The organism is Pantoea sp. 18069 (assembly GCF_902706035.1).
GTDB lineage: Bacteria > Pseudomonadota > Gammaproteobacteria > Burkholderiales > Burkholderiaceae_C > Comamonas.
Genome location: NZ_CACSJA010000096.1, coordinates 1 through 843 on the forward strand (window position 1 = coordinate 1; position 843 = coordinate 843).

1 protein-coding gene is annotated in these 843 nt (G+C 58.0%); it reads left to right on the top strand.

From position 1 onward, the window contains the following. The first annotated feature begins 41 nt into the window (after window positions 1–41). Window positions 42–834, top strand: a protein-coding gene (locus GVL12_RS25715) for an IS5 family transposase (protein ID WP_200843445.1) whose coding sequence is annotated in 2 segments (ribosomal slippage) — window positions 42–301 and window positions 300–834 — 795 coding nt in all. Because the reading frame shifts where the segments join, the coding sequence is not laid out codon by codon here. The last annotated feature ends 9 nt before the right edge of the window (window positions 835–843 follow it).

Genomic DNA, 843 nt, shown 5'->3' on the forward strand with positions numbered 1-843 from the left:
AGAACGTGTTCAAAGTCTCTGAGGTATGAGAAGCTCAGGGGGTGAGAAAAAGCTATCCAAGTGACATCAGTCGCGAACAATTCGAGATCATCAAGCCGCTGCTGGAAAGCGCGCGAAAGAAGACCAGCCCCAGGCGAGTGGACCTGTACGAGGTGTTCTGCGCGGTGCTGTACCTGCTGCGCAGTGGCTGCCAATGGCGCATGCTGCCCGAGGAGTTTCCCAAATGGCGCACGGTGCACTCGTACTTTGCGATCTGGAGCGAGCCGCGCGAGGGTGGCAGCCTGCTGGAGCAGGCTTTAAAAAAATCAGGTTGGCGCGGCCCGCGAGAAACTGGGGCGCAACGCCTGCAGCACGCTCTTGATCGTGGACGCGCAGAGCGTGAAGAACACGGATACGGCAGGCCTGAAGGGCTATGACGCGGGCAAGAAGGTGTCTGGCATCAAGCGCCATATTGCAGTGGACACCCAAGGATTGCCGCATGCAGTGGCGGTGACTACGGCTGAAGTGACGGATCGCAAGGGAGCACTGCAGGCGCTTGGTCGTTGCAAGTCTGGGCTCGCTCGTGTGCAAAGTGTGCTGTGCGACAACGGCTATGTGGGTCAGCCTTTCGCGCAGGGCGTGCGCGAGATTCTGGGCGAGCATGTCACTGTGCAGATAGCAAAGCGCAGTGAGTTGCATAGCTTCAAGGTGATGCCCAAGCGCTGGGTTGTTGAGCGCAGCTTTGCATGGCTGGAAAAGAATCGGCGGTTGTGGAAGAACTGCGAGCGCTGGATCAACACCAGCTTGCAGTTCCTGCATCTGGCATTCCTGGCGCTCTTGCTCAAAAGACTTTGAACACGTTCT